This is a genomic window from Acinetobacter sp. NRRL B-65365 (genome assembly GCF_001605865.1).
In the GTDB taxonomy this organism is placed as follows: domain Bacteria; phylum Pseudomonadota; class Gammaproteobacteria; order Pseudomonadales; family Moraxellaceae; genus Acinetobacter; species Acinetobacter vivianii.
On sequence record NZ_LRPD01000035.1, the window covers coordinates 27,811 to 49,306 of the forward strand.

At 40.2% G+C, this 21,496-nt stretch carries 22 protein-coding genes; 15 read left to right on the forward strand and 7 right to left on the reverse strand.

What is annotated here, in order from left to right; genetic code table 11:
• The first annotated feature begins 69 nt into the window (after positions 1-69).
• The 4 genes from cysT to AWW72_RS13255 all read left to right on the forward strand — a co-directional run bounded on the left by cysT (position 70) and on the right by AWW72_RS13255 (position 3,866).
• Positions 70-903: a sulfate ABC transporter permease subunit CysT gene (gene cysT / locus AWW72_RS13240; RefSeq protein ID WP_062847634.1), complete on the forward strand. Its 834-nt coding sequence runs from the start codon at positions 70-72 to the stop codon at positions 901-903.
• A complete protein-coding gene (cysW, locus tag AWW72_RS13245; RefSeq protein ID WP_004771490.1) occupies positions 900-1,784 on the forward strand; it encodes a sulfate ABC transporter permease subunit CysW in 885 nt (294 codons plus the stop codon). The genes cysT and cysW overlap by 4 nt, the downstream gene beginning before the upstream one ends.
• An 11-nt stretch (positions 1,785-1,795) precedes the next feature.
• The gene (locus AWW72_RS13250) at positions 1,796-2,866 is read left to right on the forward strand and encodes a sulfate/molybdate ABC transporter ATP-binding protein (protein ID WP_062847635.1); all 1,071 of its coding nucleotides are present in this window, start codon (positions 1,796-1,798) and stop codon (positions 2,864-2,866) included.
• A 76-nt stretch (positions 2,867-2,942) separates the two neighbouring features.
• Complete coding sequence (locus AWW72_RS13255) at positions 2,943-3,866, forward strand: CysB family HTH-type transcriptional regulator (protein WP_062847636.1); 924 nt, start codon at positions 2,943-2,945, stop codon at positions 3,864-3,866.
• Between the two features lie 102 nt (positions 3,867-3,968).
• Here AWW72_RS13255 and carO read toward each other — a convergent pair whose 3' ends face one another.
• Complete coding sequence (carO, locus tag AWW72_RS13260) at positions 3,969-4,718, reverse strand: ornithine uptake porin CarO (protein WP_005256807.1); 750 nt, start codon at positions 4,716-4,718, stop codon at positions 3,969-3,971.
• 289 nt (positions 4,719-5,007) lie between these two features.
• Here carO and dapD point away from each other — a divergent pair, with 289 nt between their 5' ends.
• From dapD to AWW72_RS13300, 8 genes are all read left to right on the forward strand, one after another.
• Positions 5,008-5,829 (forward strand): 2,3,4,5-tetrahydropyridine-2,6-dicarboxylate N-succinyltransferase, encoded by an 822-nt coding sequence (gene dapD, locus AWW72_RS13265; RefSeq protein WP_004771483.1) that lies wholly within the window; start codon positions 5,008-5,010, stop codon positions 5,827-5,829.
• Between the two features lie 135 nt (positions 5,830-5,964).
• Positions 5,965-6,675 (forward strand): 7-carboxy-7-deazaguanine synthase QueE, encoded by a 711-nt coding sequence (queE, locus tag AWW72_RS13270; RefSeq protein WP_062847637.1) that lies wholly within the window; start codon positions 5,965-5,967, stop codon positions 6,673-6,675.
• Between the two features lie 76 nt (positions 6,676-6,751).
• The gene (queC, locus tag AWW72_RS13275) at positions 6,752-7,420 is read left to right on the forward strand and encodes a 7-cyano-7-deazaguanine synthase QueC (RefSeq protein ID WP_199949367.1); all 669 of its coding nucleotides are present in this window, start codon (positions 6,752-6,754) and stop codon (positions 7,418-7,420) included.
• A 32-nt stretch (positions 7,421-7,452) separates the two neighbouring features.
• Positions 7,453-7,869 (forward strand): hypothetical protein, encoded by a 417-nt coding sequence (locus tag AWW72_RS13280; RefSeq protein WP_004771479.1) that lies wholly within the window; start codon positions 7,453-7,455, stop codon positions 7,867-7,869.
• Between the two features lie 94 nt (positions 7,870-7,963).
• Positions 7,964-8,650, forward strand: coding sequence for a Dph6-related ATP pyrophosphatase (locus tag AWW72_RS13285; RefSeq protein WP_062847638.1), 687 nt, complete (start codon positions 7,964-7,966; stop codon positions 8,648-8,650).
• A 19-nt stretch (positions 8,651-8,669) separates the two neighbouring features.
• On the forward strand, positions 8,670-9,131 hold the full coding sequence (locus tag AWW72_RS13290; RefSeq protein ID WP_004771476.1) for a peroxiredoxin: 462 nt from the start codon (positions 8,670-8,672) through the stop codon (positions 9,129-9,131).
• A gap of 116 nt (positions 9,132-9,247) precedes the next feature.
• Positions 9,248-9,814: a CAP domain-containing protein gene (locus tag AWW72_RS13295; RefSeq protein ID WP_062847639.1), complete on the forward strand. Its 567-nt coding sequence runs from the start codon at positions 9,248-9,250 to the stop codon at positions 9,812-9,814.
• Between the two features lie 12 nt (positions 9,815-9,826).
• Complete coding sequence (locus AWW72_RS13300; RefSeq protein ID WP_062847640.1) at positions 9,827-10,189, forward strand: glyoxalase superfamily protein; 363 nt, start codon at positions 9,827-9,829, stop codon at positions 10,187-10,189.
• Between the two features lie 13 nt (positions 10,190-10,202).
• Here the strand turns inward: AWW72_RS13300 and AWW72_RS13305 are convergent, their stop codons facing one another.
• Positions 10,203-10,775, reverse strand: a complete 573-nt coding sequence (locus AWW72_RS13305; protein WP_171254725.1) for a nicotinate-nicotinamide nucleotide adenylyltransferase — start codon at positions 10,773-10,775, stop codon at positions 10,203-10,205.
• A 107-nt stretch (positions 10,776-10,882) separates the two neighbouring features.
• Here AWW72_RS13305 and AWW72_RS13310 point away from each other — a divergent pair, with 107 nt between their 5' ends.
• Both AWW72_RS13310 and AWW72_RS13315 read left to right on the forward strand, forming a co-directional pair.
• Positions 10,883-11,683: an enoyl-CoA hydratase-related protein gene (locus tag AWW72_RS13310; RefSeq protein WP_062847642.1), complete on the forward strand. Its 801-nt coding sequence runs from the start codon at positions 10,883-10,885 to the stop codon at positions 11,681-11,683.
• A 129-nt stretch (positions 11,684-11,812) separates the two neighbouring features.
• Positions 11,813-12,967 (forward strand): glycerate kinase, encoded by a 1,155-nt coding sequence (locus AWW72_RS13315; RefSeq protein WP_062847643.1) that lies wholly within the window; start codon positions 11,813-11,815, stop codon positions 12,965-12,967.
• Here the strand turns inward: AWW72_RS13315 and AWW72_RS13320 are convergent.
• Both AWW72_RS13320 and AWW72_RS19785 read right to left on the reverse strand, forming a co-directional pair.
• Positions 12,961-13,275: a YqfO family protein gene (locus AWW72_RS13320; RefSeq protein ID WP_062847644.1), complete on the reverse strand. Its 315-nt coding sequence runs from the start codon at positions 13,273-13,275 to the stop codon at positions 12,961-12,963. The two genes, AWW72_RS13315 and AWW72_RS13320, sit on opposite strands and share 7 nt — an antisense overlap.
• A gap of 62 nt (positions 13,276-13,337) precedes the next feature.
• A complete protein-coding gene (locus AWW72_RS19785; protein WP_283231988.1) occupies positions 13,338-13,469 on the reverse strand; it encodes a KGW motif small protein in 132 nt (43 codons plus the stop codon).
• Between the two features lie 257 nt (positions 13,470-13,726).
• On the opposite strand from AWW72_RS19785, the gene AWW72_RS13325 reads away from it, so the two are divergent.
• Positions 13,727-14,725: a hypothetical protein gene (locus AWW72_RS13325; RefSeq protein ID WP_062847645.1), complete on the forward strand. Its 999-nt coding sequence runs from the start codon at positions 13,727-13,729 to the stop codon at positions 14,723-14,725.
• A gap of 54 nt (positions 14,726-14,779) precedes the next feature.
• Here AWW72_RS13325 and AWW72_RS19330 read toward each other — a convergent pair whose 3' ends face one another.
• From AWW72_RS19330 to purL, 3 genes are all read right to left on the reverse strand, one after another.
• On the reverse strand, positions 14,780-15,052 hold the full coding sequence (locus AWW72_RS19330; RefSeq protein WP_155858558.1) for a hypothetical protein: 273 nt from the start codon (positions 15,050-15,052) through the stop codon (positions 14,780-14,782).
• Positions 15,053-15,403: 351 nt separating this feature from the next.
• Entirely contained in the window at positions 15,404-16,600 is a 1,197-nt protein-coding gene (locus AWW72_RS13335) for a multidrug effflux MFS transporter (protein ID WP_062847647.1), read from the reverse strand.
• Positions 16,601-17,266: 666 nt separating this feature from the next.
• Positions 17,267-21,097: a phosphoribosylformylglycinamidine synthase gene (gene purL / locus AWW72_RS13345; RefSeq protein WP_062847649.1), complete on the reverse strand. Its 3,831-nt coding sequence runs from the start codon at positions 21,095-21,097 to the stop codon at positions 17,267-17,269.
• Positions 21,098-21,496: the final 399 nt, after the last annotated feature.

Below are 21,496 nucleotides of genomic sequence, written 5' to 3' on the forward strand. Positions count from 1 at the left end.
CCCCCGTATTTTTAGTATTCGCATTATTTATTTGCTTGTTTAGCAAACATTTCTCTTTGAGGAAACATCATGTCGCAGCGTTCCCGAGTGCTGCCTGGGTTTGGTCTCTCATTAGGCTTCACCCTCGCTTACGTGTCTTTGATTGTGCTTATTCCTTTATCTGCTGTCTTTATCAAATCTTTAGGGATTGGATGGGATGGTTTATGGGAAATCTTAACTTCAGAACGAATTTTAAAATCCTTACAACTGAGCTTTAGTGCTGCATTGATTGCTGCTTTGGTCAACGTGGTATTCGGCTTATTGCTGGCATGGTGTCTGGTTCGCTACACCTTTCCAGGTAAAAGAATCGTTGATGCATTGGTTGATTTACCCTTCGCGCTACCCACTGCGGTTGCAGGTATCGCATTAACCTCTTTGTATGCACCTACAGGCTGGATCGGACAATATCTGTCTCCGCTTGGGATTGAGGTGGCTTATACCCCGATTGGTATTACACTGGCACTCATCTTTATTGGTTTACCTTTCGTGGTTCGTACCGTACAACCCGTATTAAGCGATATTGAAACTGAACTAGAAGAGGCTGCTTCTGCCTTGGGTGCCAATCGTTGGCAGACCATTACCAAAATCATTTTACCAATTTTATTCCCCGCTTTACTGACTGGTTTTGCTTTAGCTTTTGCACGTGGGGTCGGTGAATATGGTTCAGTAATTTTCATTGCAGGTAACCAGCCTTATAAAACAGAAATTGCACCGTTGATGATTATCTGTCGCTTAGAGGAATATGATTACGCAGGTGCAACGACCATTGCTGTGGTTATGCTTGTTCTATCATTTGCCATCCTATTTTTAATTAACTTAATACAAGCATGGGCAAGCCGTCGCACAGGGAGAGTTGCACAATGAGCTTAAATACCAACAGCAACGCTTTAGCCCTCAAACTGCAAAGCCGAGATGCAACCCGGGAACCGACATGGGTACGTTATAGCTTAATCGGTGTGGCCTTAATCTTTTTCTTAAGTTGCTTACTGCTTCCTCTGATTTTGGTCTTTGTTGAAGCATTTAAACAAGGCCTAGCCGTTTATATCAACGCCTTAACCGATTCAGATACCTTATCGGCAGTAAAGTTAACCTTACTTACAGCCGCAATTGCCGTACCCATTAATGTGGTGTTTGGTGTTGCAGCAGCATGGGCCGTTGCAAAATTCCATTTCCGTGGTAAAGCGATTCTTACCACCATTATAGATATACCATTTTCGGTCTCACCTGTGATTGCAGGCTTGATGTTAGTCCTGATTTTTGGCGCACAAGGCTGGATGGGTGGCTGGTTAATGGATAACGATATCAAAATCCTGTATGCCGTACCTGCGATTGTATTAGCCACCATTTTTATTACTGTTCCATTTGTAGCACGTGAATTAATTCCTTTAATGGAGGCTCAAGGGACTGAGGAAGAAGAAGCCGCGATTGTACTCGGTGCTTCTGGCTGGCAAACCTTCTGGAGAGTCACTTTACCCAATATCAAATGGGGTCTGATTTACGGTGTGATTCTGTGTAATGCCCGCGCAATGGGTGAGTTTGGTGCAGTATCCGTGGTTTCTGGCCATATTCGTGGTCAAACCAATACCTTACCGCTACACGTCGAGATTCTTTATAACGAATATACCTTTAGTGCTGCATTTGCTGTGTCATCGTTACTGGCATTTTTAGCGATTCTCACTTTGATCTTGAAAACGTGGCTCGAAGTCCGCCAAGAACAAGCAAATAAGCATCAGCCCAATCACTAAGGAATAAACACATGAGTATTCAAGTTAAAAATATTGAAAAACACTTTGGTGCATTCCATGCGCTAAAAAATATCTCTTTGGACTTTCCTGAAGGTGAATTGGTTGCCCTACTTGGTCCTTCAGGCTGCGGTAAAACAACATTATTACGCATCATTGCAGGATTGGAATCTGCAGATGGTGGTCAGGTTTTACTTGAAGGTGAAGACGCAACAGACATCCACGTGCGTGAACGTCAGGTCGGTTTTGTATTCCAGCACTATGCCCTGTTCCGCCACATGACTGTTTTCGACAATATTGCCTTTGGCTTACGTGTTCGCCCACGTGCAACACGCCCTTCTGAAGCTGAAATCAAAAAACGTGTTACACGCTTACTTGATCTGGTGCAACTTGGTTTCTTGGCAGATCGTTACCCTGCTCAGCTTTCTGGTGGTCAACGCCAACGTATTGCATTAGCCCGTGCGCTAGCTGTTGAACCACGTGTTTTGTTACTGGATGAACCATTTGGTGCGCTTGATGCGAAAGTCCGTAAAGAATTACGTCGTTGGTTACGTACCTTGCACGATGAGCTGCATATCACGTCGATCTTTGTAACCCACGATCAGGAAGAAGCTTTAGAAGTTGCAGATCAAATCATTGTCATGAACAAAGGTGATGTCGAACAAATCGGCTCACCACGCGAAGTGTACGAAAAACCAGCAACACCTTTTGTTTTTGATTTCCTTGGTCAAGCAAATCGTTTTGAAGGTGAGCATACTGGCGGTATTATCCGTATCGGTGATGATCGTATTCAGCTACCAAGTCTATTAGACGCACCACAAGGCAAAGTGATTGCATTTGCACGACCAAATGAATTACATATTCACACCCAACCTCAAGCCAATACCATTGAGGCAACGTTCTTACGTGAAGTGTGGATTGCTGGCCGAGTTGTGGCTGAATTACAAGATCGTAGTGGACGAACGATCGAAATTTTATTAAGTGTAGAAGAAGCGAACTTACATCAATTCAAACCAAATCAAACCGTTTGGATCAGTGCGGCTCAACTTCATTTATTTGCAGATCAATCAACGCAAGTTGCTTAGAATAATATCTTGAGTGCGGCTAAAATATCCTTGTGAAAATTTAGCCGATGCTCACTTTTTATGTGGAAAAACGATTATGAACTTTCAACAACTCAGAATTATTCGAGAAACTGTTCGCCAAAACTTTAATTTAACCGAAGCATCTGCGGCACTTTATACCTCCCAATCAGGTGTTAGTAAACACATCAAAGATTTAGAAGATGAATTAGGTGTCCAGTTATTTGTACGTAAAGGTAAACGCTTATTGGGTCTGACTGAACCTGGTCAGTCATTATTGAGCATCGTGGAACGCATGTTGGTCGATGCAGACAATATTAAACGTCTAGCCGATGATTTTAACAAAGTTGACGAAGGCACACTGACGATTGCGACAACACATACACAAGCGCGTTATGTACTGCCGCCGATTGTGAATCAGTTCAAAAAATTATTCCCGAAAGTTCATTTGGTTTTACAACAAGCCAGCCCTGTTGAAATTGCAGAAATGCTCCTTCAAGGTGAAGCGGACATCGGCATCGCAACCGAATCGTTAACCACAGAAGAAAATCTGGCAAGTGTGCCTTATTATGAATGGCACCATAGCATTATTACGCCGAAAGACCATCCTTTAGCAAAACTAGATAAAATCAACCTCGATGTTTTAGCAGAATATCCGTTGATTACTTATCATGGTGGTTTTACAGGTCGTTCTAAAATTGACAAAGCTTTTGAAGATGCACAATTGCACGCAGACATCGTGATGTCAGCACTCGATGCCGACGTGATTAAAACCTATGTTGAACTGAATATGGGTGTCGGAATTGTCAATGATGTTGCTTATGATGCTGAACGTGACTATCGCCTACAACAAATCAAGACTGATGTGTTTGGTGTGAATACGACATGGATCGCAGTACGTAAAGGCCATTTACTGCGTGGTTATGGTTATGAATTTATCTCTTTATGCTCACCAGAAACAGATATTAAAGCTTTGAAAAAAGTCGCTTATCCAGAAGAATAAATTATCTAAAAATAAAAGGCGCATGATGCGCCTTTTATTTTGACGATGAGCAGATATAAAAAAACGAGCATGACGCTCGTTTTTTTATATTGAATGCATGGATTAGAACTTGAAGCTCACACCCACTTTCGCAACTGGCATCCACTCATATTTACTTTTGTTTTCGATATTGCGTTCTTCTTTCGCAATTTCATCATTCAAGTTAGCACCGCTACCATTACTAGCTGTACCACCATTTACGTTTTGTAAAGATGCTGTTGGATTACCAGTATAGTAAGCACCAACCTCACCGAACACGCCAATGTTTTTATAGACTTGCGGTGCAATACCAACACCTACATATGGTGCGATATCATCTTTATAACTCATTTTACCTGCGATATGTACATCAGAAGTTGCGTTAAAGTCAGTATTGTTCACACTGAAGTTACGACCTTGACTTACACGACGATCAAGTTTGTAGTCATTATCTAAATAACCTACACCAGTAGCGACGTATAATGAGTTTGCAAACATATTTGCACTTGTACCCCAAGGACGAATCTCAGCATTTAAATATGCTGTTTTATTGTCCATATCTAGGTCATATTTAGAGCCATTAATTTTTAGATCATCTGACCAAGAAATATCGCCACCATTATAACCAAGGCTTAAGCTCACGTATGGGTTGACTTTATATGAAATTGCACCACCGTAACCTGTAGTACCTACCTCAGCACGAACTGAAACTGGATCTAAGTATGAAGGAAATGCATAAACAGATTCCTGCACCACTTGTTCATCTGCTGCAAATGCAGTGCCTGCAATCGCTGTTAATGCACCTGCTGCTAACATAACACGCAAAGCTTTCATTGAAGTCTCCTCAAAAATGCTCTTATTTAAAGTATAATTGTTACTGTGGACACAGGATAAAATAAATAACGCTATTTTTTTATACAGAAACTGATTACTTTTTGTTATTTTTTGATACAAATTCAAAGGAATTATGTATTTCTAAATTATAGATAAAAAACAATAGGCTCCATTTTTATTACAGATTTGTTGCTCAAATTTAAAACAATATATTGTAACTACTTTTTTCAAAGATTCTTGCCACAAATTAGTGTAAAATCTTCAAAATTTTTTTGGAAGAAGGAAGATCATGTCTCAGCTTTCTGCAATCATTGAGCAAGCATTTGAAGACCGTGCCAACTATAGTGCAGCGGACTGCCCAACTGAAATCCGTCAAGCTGTAGAAGAAGCATTGACAGGTTTAGATAACGGTACACTTCGTGTAGCTGAAAAAATCGATGGTGAGTGGGTTGTTCACCAATGGTTAAAAAAAGCCGTTTTACTTTCATTCAAACTCAATGACAATAAGCCTATCGAAGCTTGTGACCTTCGTTTCTATGACAAAGTAGATACTAAATATTCAGGCTGGACTGAAGAGCAATTCAAAGCTGCTGGCGTACGTGTCGTACCACCTGCAGTTGCTCGTCGTGGTAGCTTCCAAGCTAAAAATGTGGTGTTAATGCCATCTTATGTCAACATTGGTGCTTATGTAGATGAAGGCACTATGGTTGATACATGGGCAACTGTGGGTTCATGTGCACAAATCGGTAAAAATGTTCACTTATCTGGTGGCGTTGGTATCGGTGGTGTTTTAGAGCCTTTACAAGCAAACCCAACCATTATTGAAGATAACTGTTTCATCGGTGCACGTTCTGAAATCGTTGAAGGCGTGATTGTTGAAGAAGGTTCTGTGATTTCAATGGGCGTTTTCATTGGTCAATCAACCAAAATCTTTGATCGTGAAACTGGCGAAGTTCACTATGGCCGCGTACCAGCAGGTTCTGTGGTTGTTGCGGGTAGCCTTCCATCAAAATGCGGTACTTACAGCTTATATGCTGCAATCATCGTGAAAAAAGTGGATGCAAAAACACGTGCAAAAACCAGCTTGAACGATTTATTACGCGCTGACTAATTTGTAATATATACGGAACTTAATGGTTCCTCGGAGCTTCTGTCGCTCCTCGTCTCTACGATCAGTCATGGTCGTAGAGATTTTGTTTTTTATGTAGCATGCTGCTTGTGTGGCACCTGTTTGTGGTAACTGTTTATGGCTTCCTTACGTTCTTCTGCAATTCCCGTCTCTGATCCTGCGGCTGGTTTACGCATCACGGAGATCTTTTACTCTTTGCAAGGCGAAGCGAATACGTTTGGTCTACCGACTGTTTTTATTCGATTAACAGGTTGTCCGTTACGCTGTAGTTATTGCGATACCACCTACTCTTTTGAAGGCGGCGAACGTTTATCACTTGAACAGATTATCGAAACAGCAAGCCTGCATAAAACACCGTATATCTGTGTCACAGGCGGTGAACCGCTTGCACAGCCAAACTGTTTGATTCTGTTACAACGTCTGTGTGATCTTGGTTTTCAGGTTTCGCTCGAAACCAGTGGCGCTCTGGATGTTTCCAAGGTTGACCCGCGTGTTTCTAAAGTTCTGGATTTAAAAACACCAACTTCACAAGAAGATCACCGTAATTTATACAGTAATCTTGACCATCTCACCCCACATGACCAGATTAAATTTGTGATTTGTAATCGTGCGGATTATGAATGGTCAAAACAACAACTTGAACAATTCCAGTTGCAAGACAAAGTGAGTACGGTTTGGTTCTCACCTGCTTTTGCAGTTGAAAAAGGTGCAGTTGCCCTGCCAGCATTGGCACGTGACTTGGCCCAGTGGATTTTAGAAGACCATCTCCCTGTTCGCTTCCAGTTACAGTTACACAAACTGTTATGGAATGATGAATCTGGTCGTTAAAAGCTCATGAAAATCATGCTTTAAAACAGCAATGATTTTCCTCAAATTTATTTTAGGTTGAATAATGGAAAATAATATGCGTTCTCGTGCCATCGTATTATTGTCTGGCGGCTTAGACTCAACAACGTGTCTTGCTTGGGCACAGGCAAATTATGAATGTATCGCCTTAAGCTTTATGTACGGTCAACGTTCAACCACTGAACTTGATGCAGCCAAAGCGCTGGCTCAACGTGCAGGTGTAGAACACCGCATCATTAACATTGATTTAGGCAATTTAGGTGGGTCTGCGCTTACAGATCATAACATTGAAGTCCCAGAACAATTACAAGAAGGGATTCCTGTAACTTATGTTCCAGCACGTAACACAATTTTCTTGTCTTATGCCCTTGCTGCGGCCGAAGTTTTTGACGCTGCTGCCATCGTGATCGGGATCAATGCCGTTGATTATTCAGGATATCCTGATTGTCGCCCAGAATTTATTGACGCTTTTGCCAATCTTGCACATTTAGCAACCAAAGCAGGCGTTGAAGGAAAACCTCTTAAAATAGAAACACCTTTGTTACATTTATCCAAAGCGAATATTATACGCTTAGGCATCGAACATGGCGTAGACTACAGTCAAACGGTATCCTGCTATCAGGCAGATGCTCAAGGACGTGCATGTGGCAAATGCGACAGTTGTCGTTTACGTCAACAAGGTTTTATCGAAGCAGGTATTGCGGATCCTACGCGTTACGCTGAATAATCGATATTAGGGTAAAAAATTAGGTACATTATATGAAGTTTTCTAAATCAAATCTTATTCTATCTACAATGATGTCAGCTGCTGCACTTTTTGCAACAGCAACTCACGCAGCTGATAATCCATTACAAACTGCGTATAAAAGTACCAATGTAAAAGCAGCATTGGTCAACGTATGTAAAGACCAGACTGCTAAAGGCGGTAAATTAACAGCAGCTGAAGTTAGCAAGTTCTGTGGTTGCCAAATTGATGCTCAAGGTAAAGTAACTGAAGCGCAAAAATGGGAAATCCAGAGCGCAATCAATGCGAAGAAAAGCCCAAGCTCTTTAGGTTTTGTGCAACAGCAAAATAAAGACTTACAAGCTTGCTTAGGCGCTCCACTTGTGACCAAGTTAGAGAAACTAACTGAAGAAGCAATGAAAGCTGCTCAACAGCAGGCTCCTAAAAAATAAGCCTGAATTGTTGAAAACAAAGCCTGCATTTATGCAGGCTTTTTTATTGGGCTTTGTTAAAATCCCCGTTATCTAGAATCAGTTGAATAACACCATGCAAGATCAATGGAAAACCAATGCCGAGCAACGACAATCTATTGTCTCGTTCAGTGGTGGTAAAGACAGTTCCCTCGCCCTATATCATGCGATGCAAACAGGCACTGTGATTGGGCTAATTGTCATGCTGGAAGAACAAGGTCAGCGTTCTCGTTCCCATGCGATGCCACTGGATATTATCCGCGCACAAGCAGATGCGGTTGCTTTACCCGTGTATATGGCATCTTCAAGTTGGGCCGATTATGAAACAAAGTTCATTGCGCTACTCGATCAAGCCAAACAACACGGTGCAGAAGTATTGGTAACGGGTGATCTTGATATGCCTGAGCATGGTTGCTGGCATGATCGGGTCACCCAGCAAGTGGGATTAAAACTGGGAATGCCACTTTGGTTACGCCCTCACCGCGAAGTGGTCGAAGAATTTATCAATTTAGGATTCAAAAGTGTCATCGTGACAGTCAATCTGAAACTGGGTATGCAAGTTGAAGATCTAGGTAAGATTTTAACCTTGGACTATATTCAGGAATTGGAAGATCGTGGCGTTGACCCATGTGGTGAAGGTGGCGAATTTCACACCACTGTGATTGATGGGCCTATTTTTAACAAAGCTATTCCTGTACGTCACGGCGATATTGTTTATCATGAGGAATATGCTTTTTTACCGCTTGAGCTTGAACAAAACTAATTTTATCGAAGGATGAACAATGTCTGAGAATATTCAATTACCCAATCATGTTTTCCCAACCACTCAAGGTGAAATCAATCTTGCTGAAATCAGCAGTGAATGGTTAGTGCTCTACTTCTACCCTAAAGATTCAACCCCTGGTTGTACTACTCAGGCGGTAGGCTTTTCTTGCTTAAAAGATCAGTTTGATGCTTTAAACTGCCAGATTATTGGTGTATCACGTGATTCAGTTAAAGCACATCAGAACTTTACAGAAAAACAAGCACTCAGCATCGATTTAATCAGTGACAAAGAAGAAGTGCTGTGCAAACATTTCGACGTGATTAAAGAAAAAAATATGTATGGCAAACAAGTGATGGGCATTGAACGCTCAACCTTTATTTTCCATAACAAACAGTTAGTGAAAAGCTACCGTAAAGTAAAAGCGGCTGGACATGCAGAACAAGTGTTAGAAGACCTAAAAGCCTTACAAACAGCTTAAGATGATTCAGTGAAAAAAGCGGATTCCATATCCGCTTTTTTTATTCAGACAAATTGATGTCCACTTTGTGCTTAGCGTATGATAAGAAAATTAAAAATAATTAAAAGATACTGCAAATGAATCCTCTAAAACTACTTCCTAGCCTTAGCTGTCTCATGTTCTTATCAGCTTGTAGTACAAGCACCCCTGCCACATCACAACAGCAATCCTTCAACGTAGCGCAAATAGATAAATCAAGCGCCACAATACGCTGCCAAGATATACAAAATCCTGCCTATCAGCAGGTGATTCTGAATGCAATCAATCAAATTCGACAGCACCCACGGCAATGTGGTGGACAACATTTTCCAGCAGTTGCACCCTTAAAATGGAATGATGCTTTATCCCAAAGTGCTTTTGCTCATGCACAAGATATGGCACAACACAATATGCTCGGACACATCAGTAGCACAGGTCACGATTTTAGAAGCCGTTTAAAAACACAATTTAAAGGCCACGGTGGTGGAGAAAATGTGGCACGTGGACAAAATAACTTAAATGAGGTGATGGCAACATGGCTGGCAAGCCCCGTGCATTGTCGCAATTTGATGCATCCAAAATTTACAGACTACGCGCTAGCCTGTACAGTTGACCAATCAGCGAAACAAAAAAGTTATTGGACTCAACAATTTGGTGTTCGATAAAAAGGAATAAGCATGCAATCTGGCTCAATTACCCCCATTCTCCGTATTTTCGATGTCGAACTTGCCCAATCATTTTATCTGGACTATTTGGGCTTCCAACTCGACTGGCAACATACTTTTGGGGATAACTTCCCGCTTTATCTACAGATTTCCAAAGAGGATTGCATCATTCATTTAACTGAGCACTTCGGTGATGCCAGCCCGCACAGCGCCATTCGTATTTATTGGGAGAATCTCAGTTTGCTTCATGCAGAACTGGATGCAAAAGACTATAAATTTGCCAAGCCTCAAGTAGAGAAAACCGATTGGGAAACATTGGAACTGAGTATCACCGATCCATTTTCAAATCGAATTATTTTTTGGGAAGATGCTTAATCTTCCCTTTGTATCAAGACTCATTGATATTGGAACGGTCATTGTCCTTAAATTTTTGCTGTAATTTCTGATAGATCGGCGATTTTTGAAATTCGCTCAAGAACTGGATTGTCCCTTCAGGAAAAAACTCAGTTTGAATCTCACCACGATAATAGGCTTCACGCATTGGTGTTGCTGAAATGGAATCTTTCAAACTCTCCAGTTTCACCATCTGCCACTCAGGGAATAAACGTAAATAATAAGAAGATTCATCCTTAAAATGGCCGATTAAACCGACTTTTGCATTTGGCTGAATCACGCCATTGACCAAGTCTTTGACCTGTTTGACCCATTTTTCATCGTTATAGACATCGACCACATGAACAAAATGAATTCGCTTTTGATCTTGTTCAGAAAAGTTCGACAAGATCATTTGCTCTCGCTCAATCGCCAGAAAAGGATTTTTGATATTCCGTTCAGATTGAGCCGACCCCAAAGCCAAGATCACATTTTGACTTTTTTGTAATGCAATTTCAATGGTTTGCATATGTGCAAAATGAAATGGCTGGAAGCGTCCAATAAAAACAAGATAGTCAAATGTGTACATAGGCTTAATTTCACTTTTTTGTGAACTCATCAGTTGCGCCATTCTAATAAATATGCGACATAATGAGGACACTTAAAATCAATCTGGATTAAAGCAAGGATAGTACGATGACACTTAGCTGTATTCAACAACCTCATCAACATTTGCAAGCAAATTTAGAAGATGGCGTACTCACCTTAGCCATTAACCGTTCAGAAGCAAAAAATGCACTCTATGGCGAACTTTACCTTTGGATCGCAAAAGCTTTGGATGAAGCCGATGCAGATAAAGAGGTTCGCGTGGTAATTTTCCGCGGTGCAGAACAAGACTTTACGGCGGGTAATGACATGAAAGACTTTATGGGCTTTATTCAAAAGCCACATGAAGGCAAAGCTGGCGATCAACCTCCATTTGTATTATTAAAAGCAGCAGCTCGTTTTTCAAAACCCCTCATTATTGCTGTGAAAGGTGTTGCAATCGGAATTGGTGTCACGATTCTATTACATGCAGATATGGTATTTGCAGACAACACTGCCCTGTTCCAGATTCCATTTGTCAGCCTTGGCCTATCTCCAGAAGGTGCAGCAAGTCGTTTATTGGTGAAACAGGCAGGTTATCAAAAAGCAGCCGAGTTATTATTCACAGCGAAAAAATTTGATGCAGCGACTGCGGTACAAGCAAATCTAGTCAATGATGTGGTTGAAGATGTGTATGCGACAGCGCAAAAAACAGCGCAACATTTAGCAGCATTACCATTGGCTTCGATCAAACAGACTAAAGCACTCATGAAGCAAGATTTGGCTGAAATCATTACGTGTGTCGATGATGAAGCTGAAATTTTCATGCAACGTGTACGCTCACCAGAAATGATGGAAGCGGTACAAGCCTTTATGCAAAAGCGTAAGCCTGATTTTTCTCAGTTCAATTAATCACTGCGTTAATCATTTAAACAAACCACTTAGCCTAAAAGTTAAGTGGTTTTTATTTTGCGTATCCATATAGATATTTACGGATAGACCGTCTAAGCTCGATTCTGATTAAAACTAAATTTCAAAAATATGAAAGTCGTCATTGCTCCAGACTCTTTTAAAGACAGCTTATCTGCACATGATGTTGCAGAAGCGATTGCTTTAGGTTGGCAACAGGTTTTTCCTAATGCAGAAATCATCACTTGCCCAATGGCAGATGGCGGTGAAGGATCAATTGAAGCTGTGTTAGCAGCTTGTTCTGGTCAATGGCGTGAACAAACCGTACAAGGCCCACTTGGGCAACCTGTATTAGCAAAATGGGATTGGTTAGAGACGGAAAAGATTGCCATCATTGAAATGGCGCAAGCCAGTGGTATCCAATTGGTGCATCCCTCAGAACGTGATGCATGTATCAGCAGTACAGTTGGTACAGGTGAGCTGATCCTCGCTGCTTTGGATGCAGGTGCAAAGGAAATAGTACTGACTGTGGGTGGCAGCGCAACCAATGATGCTGGTACGGGGCTTTTATCTGCATTAGGCGCTAAGTTTTTAGATGCAGATCATCAAGTCTTGCCTGCTGGTGGTCTTGCCCTGCAAAATCTGGTACAGATCAATCTGGAGAATTTTGATCCACGCATTCAACAAACTAAATTTTTATTGGCTGCTGATGTGACCAATCCACTTTGCGGTCCTAATGGTGCATCTCATATTTTTGGTCCACAAAAAGGTGCTTCACCAAATCAGGTACTTGAACTGGATCAAGCATTGTCACATTTTGCTGATGTCACAACACAATTGCTTGGCATTGATCAACGCAATGAAGCTGGTGCAGGTGCTGCGGGCGGACTTGGTTTTGCTGCTAAAACATTCTTAAAAGCCGAGTTTCGATCGGGTGTGGAAGTGATTGCAGACCTGAACCAGCTTGCAGAAAAAATCCAAGGCGCGGATTGGGTGATTACAGGTGAAGGAAAGTTTGACGAACAGACTTTAAATGGCAAAACCCCGTTCGGGGTCGCTCAAATAGCACAAGCAGCCAATATCCCTGTGATTGTAATTGCAGGAACGCTTGGGCAAAACTATCAAGCTTTATATGAGCACGGTATTAGGGCTGCCTTTTCTTTAACTTCCGGCCCAACCAGTCTAGAAGAAGCCTGTCAAAATGCGGCAGAGCTGATTCGTGCACGGACAACCGATATCGCCCGATTAATTCAGACCAGTTTAATTAAACCTAGTCAAACTCAATGAATCTCTAAAACCTGAATAAACTCAAAGGCAGGCTCTTCATAAGGATGGCTTGCCTTTAAAGCTTTTGCTACTGCACTGGCCTTTTCTTCTGTGACAATGGTTTCTACTCGCCATTCTTCAAGCTGCTCGAGTTTATCCAATTGTCCTAAAAAAGGATCTGCACCTTTTACAGGCTTGAATTGCCCAATGCCTTTGACTTGCCAAGCACAATATTCGTAATTACCAATACCACCCGCACCTGCTTCAAAGATTGCTTGTTTGGTAGATTCCAAATGAGATTCTGGCACGTAATAAATCAGCTTTAGCATCGTAAAATGGCTCAAATCGAAATCAATGAGACTTCAATCATAGCGTGATAAAAGCTGAACAATCAAAGTGGAAGATTGATAATGAGATAACTCACGACGATAAATAGCAATTGAATGATTACAGTTAAGCCAAACCAAAACCAGCCTTTGTCTTTTGAATAACTTGTTCTTAAATAGTTTTCATTTTTCATCATGTTGCTCTCTCATATCTTATTTATTGTTAAAATATGAGAAGCAAGAATTGAGCCAATTATTTTTAATTAAGGCTATTGATTGTGTCATTAATTGAAAAAAATCAGGAAAATTTTATGATAAATAAATCCCCATGAAATAAAAATCTCATATATAGAGATTAATACATAGAACTCTATCTTATTCAAAAATAGAGTGCTGGCTTGAAATAAAAAAACTAAATGTTATATTTAAGCAAAATCATTTTTAATTTAATTATATGACTTCTAATACTTATACCTATGAACTTGCAAATTTCGTATGTAAATTTAACAATCAAAATCTAGTTGATATGCTTCACGAAATTATATTACCTGCTTTTACAATTGAGGACACATGGAAGGTTAAGCGAGGAGTTTTTTTCTTTCAATCGGTCAAGGTTATCCAATTACCTAATAATAAAGAAGAGACCTTTGCCATAGTAGGCCGATTTATCCGCGACACCAGATTAACAAGCACCCAAGTCTATGACTATGAAACTAAAGAACTAAAATCTCAAAAAAGTTCAATACAGACCTCACCATCAGCAATTTTTGTTCTTATTTTAAATAATCATCGCTTGATCTATTTGAAAGAAACACCTCATGCTCCAACCTTAGAGATGTTTAAAGATACTTGCCAAACATTCTTTCGACGTCAAACTAAGCAATATGCAGAGACTTTACCTCAAGAAGCTCGGAAAGATTTTATCAAGACATATGGTTTACCAGATGTCACTATTACACCTCTAAATACTCGAGAGAGTTTAGAGGAATTTCTCAATCAATATAAAAAGATTGAAAGTATTAGAATTACTTTAAAGAAAAGAAATGATGAACTACAATTTAAAAATGATTTAATTAAAAAAGCACAATTAAAAACTGATGCAATTAAAAGTTCGACTACTACAATTTCCTTCGCAAACAAAAAAGAGGGATTAGATTTCGATCAAACACTCGAACAGCTCGATGAAGCAACTGAGCAAGGCAATCAAGGAATTCTTATAGAAGGAGTGAATGAATCTGGAGATATGATCAAAGGAAACAACGAAAAATTTAAAGTTGTTAAAACAATTAGTGGTGTTAATCTAGAAAATATTCTTGAAACTGGAAAAAAATTATATGAATCTTTTTTAAAATTAAGTAGTCAAAAGAAAATTATTATTCCAGAGACAAAAGATTCTGTTAAAAATAAATTAGAAGTTCTTAAAACTATTGAGAAACACAACAATGGAAAGTAATAAAAATGTAAAAATGTGCGAAGAGTTATTAAAAGAAAATAATCTATTTGAAGTCTATATAGCTTCAAGAAAGATTCCTTTTTCTAAAACAAATAAATTTCTACTACTTATATTTAGTATTATATCTATATTTTCCACTCTAGGAATTGAGAACAAAGAATTTGTAGAGGCTATTCCAGCAATTGCCTCTACACTTTTAGGAGCTGTATTAACAGTTTTAGGATTTCTAATCGCAGGATATACAATTTTTTGCTCTGTGCTTAGCCACAACCTTTCAATGGAACTATACAACTCTGAAGACAAACCTTTTGGCTTTTCAAAACTCAAGTACTCTCACCTCTTATTTATGAGAGTCTTTTCCTATTATCTAATATATACCTTCCTCCTATTTATCATAGTTTTTTTCTGCAAATCTACATCCTTATCTGCACTCATCTCACTTATATCACAACATGATGACTGTATTTTCTTAATAACTAACTACATTTTATATAATTTTCTTTTTATAGGAATATCATTTCTCCTATTACAATTAGCATCATTCATATTCAATATTTATCATACTGTAATGACATCTATATGTTCAACAGAAATTAATAAATAAAAAGATCATAAATTTTTTTTATAAACATCAAATAAATCAACATTAATTTTAGTTAATTTAAAGACTTAAATCATCTACAGATTTAACTGCCTTTTCTCGTACAGTGTCATCGCAAACGCTAACCCACACAAAATCACAAATCCACTAGTCATTGGAATTAAAGTACCGTTATAAAGCTGCCCAATGATCGAAGCGAGTATTAAAGACAGTACGGAGGAGGATGCCCCAATAATCGCTGAAGCCATGCCAGCCACATGCCCCATCGGTTCCATTGCAATCGCATTGAGATTGCCAAACAGTGTTCCAAACAATAAAAACAGAATGCAGGCATACAACATAAACATCCAGAACGAAACAGCGACACCAGCAAGCTGAATGATGAGGAATAGCAATGAAATTAAACATAGGCCAAGAAAGCCATAAATACAGATGGGGCGCATCCCAAATTTCATAACAATTCTAGAATTAGTAAAAGATGCAATCCCCATCACACCTGCTAATAGCGCGAAGTAAGCACTAAATTCCTGCCCTGTTTTGCCAAATTGCTGCATAAAGATTTGTTGTGAAGTCCCAAGATATCCAATAAAACCGCCAAAACAAAAACCTGCACATAGCAAATAACTCATGGTGGTTTTATTGCTCACCACTTCTTTGAAGCCATCTTTAAATGCTTGTACACGCATCGGCAAACGATTTTCAGGCACTAAAGTTTCTTCTAGCCTTAAAGCGACCCAAGCTCCAACAGCTATGGCATAGACCATATACAACACAAAAATATCGCGCCAACCGAAGAAATGAATAATCAGTTGTCCCAAACTGGGTGCAATCGCAGGTGCGACCATAAATACCATCATGATCAAAGACATGATACGTGCCATTTGTGCACCACTATATTTATCCCGAACAATAGAAATCGAAGCCACATACGGCCCAGAAACGCCAATACCTTGAATAAAACGCCCGACCAAGAACCATTCAAAACTTTGGGTTGAATAACACAACAAGCTTCCTAAGAAATAGATGACAATGCCAGTAAATAAAATCCGTTTTCGTCCGATCGCATCGGACAATGGCCCTGCAATCAGTTGCCCGATGGTCATTCCTGAGAAAATACTAATGATGACCCACTGCGCCTGATTGCTATTTTGTAGGGTAAAAACTCGGCCAATTTCACCCAGTGCAGGTAAAACAGCATCAATCGAGAAAGAGACGATGGACATTAACAATGCCATCAGTAATGCAAATTCGTGGAAATGGATTTTTGATTTCATTGTACTTCCAATTACTGGTCATTTTTAGCTGCATGAGATAAGTTACTTAGCGCCCTACACATCATTTTTGCTTAATTCTAGCAATAAAACGATATCCAAAACTAAGGCTAAAATTTCACTCATTCTGGTATGATTTTCGACCTTTATCGTTCCGAGAAATAATTTATCTTGTAAACATTTAGCCTAGATGAATGACGCCTATAAGTTTTTTAAATATGCAGTTATAACTGTATTGAGTACAAAAAGGATTAAACAGATATAAAAATAGTTTAAGTCCAAAAAGTTATTTCGTTGTCTTTTATACACATAGACAGGGAATAAGATAAACCACTCCCATGCAGGACAAAAGGCATGTTTTTCCTTCAAAAATTTTCTATCTTGTATAAAAAGAATAATTTGTAAGACGACTACAGTCAGATAAAACAGATAAATTACCTTAAAGTCGAATCCAGACTTAGCCAATAGCAAGCTTCCAATAAAACTGATCAATGGTAGGAAAATTAATAACTTGAAACTTGGGCTATTGAGTTTCTCTAATTCTTTAAGCTGATTCATTTTTCTGAGTGTCCTGTTCTCTTTTTATTTTAATATCCTATGATTTTATTCATGCATTGAAATAAAGAAAATGCCACTCGAGAGTGGCATTTTCAAGCATTTATATTTTAATTAACCAATAAATTTACGTGCGTTACGGAACATACGCAACCAAGCACCATCTTCAGCCCAATCTTCTGGCTTCCAAGAATGCTGTAAGGCACGGAAGTTACGTTCAGGATGCGGCATCATCACAGTCGCGCGACCATCTTTAGAAGTTTGACCTGTAATCGCTTCAGGTGAACCATTCGGGTTCAACGGATAGTGCTGAGTTGGATTACCCAAGCTATCCACATAACGTAAGATCACTTGGTTTTCAGCATTTAACGCAGCAATTTGCTGTTCAGTTGCAACTAGACGACCTTCACCATGCGCAACAGCGATTGGTAAAATCGAACCTTGCATATCTTCAAGCAAGACAGAAACTGATTTTTCTACGCGAACGTTAACAGCACGTGCTTCAAATACTTCTGAGGTATTACGGTGGAAACGGCCCCAATGCTCTGCACCTGGAATCAGTGGTGCAAGTTGCGACATCATTTGACAGCCATTACATACGCCTAAGCTGAATGTGCTCTCACGATGGAAGAACTGTTCGAATTGATCACGCAATTTTGCATTGAACAAGACTGATTTCGCCCAGCCACCGCCAGCGCCCATCACGTCACCGTATGAGAAGCCACCACATGCCACTAAACCTTCGAAGTCGCTCAAGCTAATACGACCTGCAAGCAAGTCACTCATGTGTACGTCGATAGTATTGAAGCCAACTTTGTCAAATGCAGCAGCCATTTCAACATGACCGTTGACACCTTGCTCACGCAAGATTGCCATGTTTGGACGACGTGTATTGATAAACGGCGCTTCAACAGGCTCATTCAAATCATAAGTCGCTTGTGCAATCAAACCTTTATGATTTTTATCTGCAATCAATGCAAATTCTTGATCAGCCGTTTCAACATTGTCACGTAAACGCTGGATTTGGTGTGACACTTCTGCCCATGCTTGTTGTAATTCAGCACGTTCTAAAGTTAAACCATTGACAGCCAATTGATCAGTTGTATTAACACGGCCTACAACTGCGATTGCATCTTTTAGGCTTGATGCTGCAAGTTCAACTTGCAATTGCGCCCAATCAGCTGCTGTGATTTGGAGTACAGCGCCAATTTCTTCAGCAAATAAGCTTTCCGTTGTTTGATTTTCTAATGCAACACCTAAGCGTGAAGCAAACATCATTTCAGCAACAGTCGCCAATAAACCACCATCACCGATATCATGATAAGCCTTGATCACACCACGATTGTTCCAGTCTTGAATCAAGGCAAAGAATGCTTTGAAGTCATCAAAACTATCGACATCAGGTGTAACAGAACCAATCGCTTTATACACTTGGGCAAGGATCGAACCACCTAAACGGAACTGCCCTTTAGATAGATCAATACGAACCAATACCGAGTCTGCAAGGTTTTTCAATTCAGGCGTTAAGGTTTTACGAACATCTAGAACTGGTGCAAATGCAGTGATTACCCCTGTCATTGGCGAAGTCACTGCTTTCTCTTCACCATCATTCCATGTGGTACGCATTGAAAGTGAGTCTTTACCGACTGGAATTGCGATGCCTAATGCAGGACACATTTCCATACCAATCGCTTTCACACCTTCAAACAAGGCTTGGTCTTCACCTTTTTGACCTGCCGCGGCCATCCAGTTTGCTGAAAGTTTGATATCACTAATTTGTTCGATGTTGGCACAAGCAATGTTGGTAATCGCTTCCGCAACCGCTAAACGTGCAGATGCTGCTGGATTTAACAATGCAACAGGTGGACGTTCGCCCATTGCCATTGCTTCACCAGTAAAGCCTTGCAAACTTGTGGTCGTCACTGCTGCATCCGCAACAGGAACCTGCCAGCGACCGACCATCTGGTCACGTGCAACCATACCCGTAATCGAACGGTCACCAATGGTGATCAAGAATGATTTAGATGCCACTGTAGGATTTTTCAATACGCGGAAAATCGCATCTTTCAAATCAACTTTTGCTGCATCAAAGTCGTTGCCTGTACGCTCGATCGTTTCATATGAACGTTGCATACGTGGCGTACCACCCAACATCACTTGCATCGGGATATCGACCGCATTATTTTCAAACAATGGATCTTCAACAGTTAAATGACGCGCTTCAGTCGCTTCACCAAGTACTGCAAACGGGCAACGTTCACGTGCACAAATTTCTTCAAACTGTTCTAAAGATTCTGGGCGAATCGCAAGTACATAACGCTCTTGCGCTTCGTTTGACCAGATTTCCATCGGGCTCATACCCGGTTCTAACGATGGAATCTTACGAAGGTTAAGAACTGCACCTAATTCATGATCATTTACAAGTTCAGGCATGGCATTTGATAGACCACCCGCACCCACGTCGTGTACAGAAACGATTGGGTTAAAGTCTTCTAAGCGCCAGCAAGTATCAATCACTTCTTGGCAACGGCGTTCCATTTCTGGGTTTTCACGTTGTACAGAAGCAAAGTCAAGACTTTCACCCATGGTACCGCTGTCTACAGAAGACGCTGCGCCACCACCAAGACCGATTAACATTGCAGGGCCACCCAATACAATGAGCAAGTCACCCGGTTGAATCGCATCTTTCTCTACATGATCAGGACGAATGTTGCCGTAACCACCAGCGATCATGATTGGCTTGTGGAAGCCCTTCACTTCACCATTGACATTCTGTTCGAAGGTACGGAAGTAACCATTTAATGCAGGACGACCGAATTCGTTATTAAATGCCGCACCACCCAATGGACCTTCAATCATGATCTGTAATGGCGATGCCATACGTGAAGGTTTGCCGTAGTTTTCTTCCCAAGGTTGTTCAAAACCAGGAATATTCAAGTTCGAAACAGTAAAGCCTGTTAAACCCGCTTTTGGTTTACCACCACGACCTGTTGCACCTTCGTCACGGATTTCACCGCCTGAACCAGTTGCAGCGCCCGCAAATGGAGAAATTGCTGTTGGGTGGTTATGGGTTTCCACCTTCATCAGGATATGAGCAGCTTGGCTCTTATATTTATAAACGAAGTGACCATTTTCATCCGCTTTCGGATAAAAACGCATGGTGTCATAACCCACAATCACAGACGCATTATCTTTATATGCCGATAACACATCCGTTGGAGATTCTTTATAAGTATTCTTAATCATCTGGAACAATGACAATGGCTGTTTTTCGCCATCAATTGTCCATTCAGAACCAAAGATTTTATGACGACAATGTTCAGAGTTTGCCTGTGCAAACATCATCAATTCGATGTCATTTGGATTACGACCCAGCTTGGTAAATGCTTCGGTTAAGTAATCAATTTCCTGCTCAGATAAAGCAAAGCCAAACTCATTGTTGGCTTTAACTAACGCTTCTTTACCTTGACCCAAGATATCAATTGAGTTCAACGGCTTCGGCGCTGTTTCCGAGAATAATGCTTTTGCATCTTCGATTTGAGCAAAAACATTTTCAGTCATACGGTCGTGTAATGCCAGTTTTACTTCATTCGAAATCTCTGTTACACCTTTCAATGTAAACAAAAGACCGCGTTCTAAGCGGTGAATTGGCGTATTACAGTTTTTGAAAATATCGGTTGCTTTAGATGACCACGGTGAGATTGTTCCTACACGCGGGGTGACTAAAATCTGGATTTCATCACTTGCAGCTTGGCGAAGTTCGAAAGATTGACCATCGTTTAAAAGTTGTAATGCCGATTGATGTTGCTGCTCGTTGAGCGCTTGATCAAACAAATAAACCCACTGGCTGTCAAAAGATTGAACAGAACTCATTGACGTTAAGCGATTTAAGAGTTGAGCTTTCTTGAAAGAAGAATGTGCTGATGCACCGGCCACGATAAACATGTTGACTTTGGCTCCACGGGCGGGTCTAACGAACCTACCACAATGTGACTTATAAGAGAGCGCATATTCTACTGTGAAAGCCTCATTTCAGCTAGCCATATCCATCTTAAAAATCAGAGTTTTCTACTTCAAATGACTTAATTTATTGTAGCTTTATTGATTTTACTTTATTCGTAACAATTCATTTAACCTGATACCCAAATCACATTCCAAACTCACGCCTCGTCTTTTTAGATATCACCGTGTTGATAAAAAAGTTTAACACTATAGGCAATCGTCTGATTTCTCCCTAAATAAAGCTTATATGAAGTCATTCATTAATCATCTTGTTTGGATGCCTGATCCAAACAAGTGCATAGATTATTTACTAGACATAAAAATCTTATTTTTCCTTTAGAT